The 3313-nt window shown below is 68.8% G+C and carries 3 protein-coding genes; 2 read left to right on the top strand and 1 reads right to left on the bottom strand.

Translation table 11 applies throughout. From position 1 onward, the window contains the following. Positions 1 to 111 precede the first annotated feature (111 nt). The gene (locus AX692_RS13025) at positions 112 to 444 is read left to right on the top strand and encodes a hypothetical protein (RefSeq protein WP_073975677.1); all 333 of its coding nucleotides are present in this window, start codon (positions 112 to 114) and stop codon (positions 442 to 444) included. On the opposite strand, the gene AX692_RS13020 is transcribed toward AX692_RS13025, so the two are convergent. Beyond that, complete coding sequence (locus AX692_RS13020) at positions 441 to 1403, bottom strand: L-threonylcarbamoyladenylate synthase (protein ID WP_073977302.1); 963 nt, start codon at positions 1401 to 1403, stop codon at positions 441 to 443. The genes AX692_RS13025 and AX692_RS13020 overlap by 4 nt on opposite strands. A 73-nt stretch (positions 1404 to 1476) precedes the next feature. On the opposite strand from AX692_RS13020, the gene AX692_RS13015 reads away from it, so the two are divergent. Beyond that, the gene (locus AX692_RS13015) at positions 1477 to 3219 is read left to right on the top strand and encodes an acyl-CoA dehydrogenase (protein ID WP_073974512.1); all 1743 of its coding nucleotides are present in this window, start codon (positions 1477 to 1479) and stop codon (positions 3217 to 3219) included. The last annotated feature ends 94 nt before the right edge of the window (positions 3220 to 3313 follow it).

Below are 3313 nucleotides of genomic sequence, written 5' to 3'. Positions count from 1 at the left end.
GCAAAGTCTCGCTCAGCGGTTACGATCTGGCAAATCCTATTGCGCGGCCCCGGCGAAGCCCGCGCAATAGGATTTGCCAGATCGTAACCGCTGAGCGAGACTTTGCGGGTCATGTCCCCGCTCCGATTCCTCGCCCTCGGGTTTGCCGCGCTCGCCCTTCAAGGATGCCTCGCCAAGGCCGCGGTCGGCGTGGTCACAGCGCCGGTGCGCGTGGTGAGCAAGGGCGTCGACCTCGCCACCACCAGCCAGTCCGAAGCCGACGAAAAGCGCGGCCGCGAAATCCGCCAGCGCGAGGAGCGCATGGGCGAGCTCGACCGCGCCTACACTAGGGCGATGGAGCGCTGCGGCGAGGGCGATGACGAGGCCTGCGACCGCGCCCAGGCAATCCGCGCCGAGATGAAGGCGCTGGCGCCGGGGATCCCGGTGGAGCCTGAGGAAGACTAAGCCGCCGCGCGCCGCAGCCGATCGTTGATCGCGCGGCCCACGCCCTTCTCGGGCACTGGGGCGACCGCGATGCGCGGCTCCGGGGCGCGGGCGGCCTCGTGCAGGGCCGCGTAAAGGCGGGACGCGGCCTCGTCGAGATTGCCGCCGGCTGACAGGGTAACGTCGCCCTCGACCGCGCCGAAGCCGATCAGGAATTCATCCGGCTCAGCCCACTCGGCGTTCAGACGCAAGGGCTTGCCCGGCGCATAGTGGCTGGCGAGCTGGCCCGGTGCTTCGATTCTGGACCGCTCGCCCCTTCCGGCCCGTGGATAGGGCTCGTCCCAATAGTGTTGGTGCAGCGCATCCAGATTGATGGGACCGGGGCGCAGTTCCTCCCAGCTGCCATCGGTCCGGATCGCGACGATTGTCGACTCCAGGCCCTCCGCACAGGGTCGCCCATCGTCAAGAACGAGGTCGATCCGCCCGTCGAGCGTTGCCAGCACATGTGCCGCGCTGGTCGGGCTGACGAAGCCACTGCGATTGGCCGACGGTGCAGCGAGCGGGAAGGGGCAGGCCGCGAGCAAGGCTTGCATCACCGGATGGTTCGGGCTGCGCAGGGCAACCGTGGGCAGGCCCGCGGTCACGGCGGGCGCGAGATTTGCGCCGGGCCTCAGCGGCACCACCATCGTCAGAGGTGCGGGCCAGACCAGATCGGCAATCACATCGGCCTGATGCGGCAATTCCGCCAGTTCCCGCGCCTGCTCCACCCCGCGCACATGCACGATCAGCGGATTGAAATCCGGACGGCCCTTGGCGGTGTAAATCTTCGCGACCGCCTCGGCGCTGTCGGCCCGCGCGGCAAGCCCGTAGACCGTCTCGGTCGGCACCGCCACCAGCCCGCCCGATTCGAGGATTCGCGCCGCCTCGGCGATCCCTTCGGCATCCGCCAGCCGCACTTCCGTAACGTTCTTGCCGCTCATGCCCCGGCGCTATATTCGTTTGCCCGCCCTGCCAAGAGCGCAGCCCCCGCAGACCCGCAAGGACGCCCCCCAAGTGACCCCCTTCACCCCGCCGACCGCCGACCAGCTGCTCGCCATCCGCGTCAATGCCGGGATCGACGAGCTGGCCACGAGCGAACGCTTCGCCCATGCCGAGCCCGACCTTGTCGAGGCCATCGTGGAAGGCGTCGGCCAGTTCGCGGCCGGGGAGTTCGCACCGCTCAACCGCATCGGCGACCTCGAGGGCGCGAAGCTCGAAAACGGCGTGGTGCGCCTGCCGGAGGGCTTCGAGGCCGCCTATCACGCCTATGTCGCGCAGGGCTGGAACGCCATCGCCTCCCCCGCCGCCCACGGCGGTCAGGGCCTGCCCTTCACGCTGGCCTGCAACGTCCTCGAAAACCTCGGCGCGGCGAACATGGCCTTCACCCTGCTCCCGATGCTCAGCGTCGGTGCGATCGAGGCTTTGGAGCACCACGGCTCCCCCGCCCAGCAGGCGATGTATCTGCCCAAGCTGGTCAGCGGCGAGTGGTCGGGCACGATGAATCTCACCGAACCTGCCGCGGGGAGCGATGTCGGCGCGCTGCGCTCGACTGCCGAACCGATCGAGACCGGCGAACACGCGGGCAAGTACCGGATCACCGGCCAGAAGATTTATATTACGTGGGGCGAGCATGACCTCGCCGCGAACATCATCCATCTGGTGCTGGCCCGCCTCCCCGGCGCGCCGGAAGGATCGCGCGGGATCAGCCTCTTTGTGGTGCCCAAGTATCATGTGAACGCCGATGGCAGCCTCGGCCCGAAGAACGACCTGCGCTGCGTCAGCCTCGAACACAAGCTCGGCATCAATGCCTCGCCGACCTGCGTGATGAGCTACGGCGACAATGGCGACTGCATCGGCGAGCTGGTCGGCGCGCCCAACAAGGGGCTCGCGGCGATGTTCACGATGATGAACAACGCGCGGATTAATGTCGGCAACCAGGGCGCGCAGATCGCGGAGCGGGCGACCCAACAGGCGCTCGCCTATGCCCGCGACCGGGTCCAGTCGGCGCGCGCCGGTTCGCCCGACAAGACCCCCGTGGCGATCATCGAGCACCCCGACGTGCGCCGCATGATCCTGCGCATGAAGGCACTCACCGAAGGCGTGCGCGCGCTGCTCTATTACTGCGCCGGACAGGTCGATCGCGGCAATCTCGGCGACGAGGCGGCAAAGACCCGCTCGGAGATCCTTGTGCCCTTGCTCAAGGCATGGGGCACGGATGTGGGCGTCGAGGTCTCCGGCCTCGGCATCCAGATCCACGGCGGCATGGGCTTCGTCGAGGAGACCGGTGCCGCCCAGCACTGGCGCGATTCGCGCATCGCGCCGATCTATGAGGGCACCAACGGCATCCAGGCCGCCGATCTCGTAACCCGCAAGCTGGGGCTCGAGGGCGGCGAGGCGATTTTCGCTCTGTTCGATACCATCGCGCGCGAATCCAGCGAGGAGCCGACGCTGTGCGCCCTCGCCCGGGACTGCGCTCGCGTGGCGCTGTGGATGCAGGACGAGGCCAGCCTCGATGATCGGCTGGCCGGAAGCGTTCCCTTCTGCACCATGGCCGCCGTCGCGGTGGCGGGTTGGCAGCTGATGAAGCAGGTACAAGCGGTGGCCGCTGGTGCGGCGCCCGAGCTGGCCGCGATCAAGCCCGTCACGGCGCGCTTCTTCCTGGATCGCATCGTCCCCGAAGCGGCCGGACTCGAATCCTCGGCCACCGCCGGGGCAGACCTGCTCTACGCCCTGCCGGCCGAAGCGCTGGTCGGCTGAGGTGGAAGACGGCGGGGCGCTCGAACGGATAGCCGCCGCGCTCGAGCGGCTGGCCCCTGTGGCCGCACCGCCAACCGACTGGCTCGCCCATCCC

This window comes from Erythrobacter donghaensis (assembly GCF_001557325.1).
Classification (GTDB): Bacteria; Pseudomonadota; Alphaproteobacteria; order Sphingomonadales; family Sphingomonadaceae; genus Erythrobacter; species Erythrobacter donghaensis_B.
This window is presented reverse-complemented; position numbering and strand designations above follow the sequence as displayed.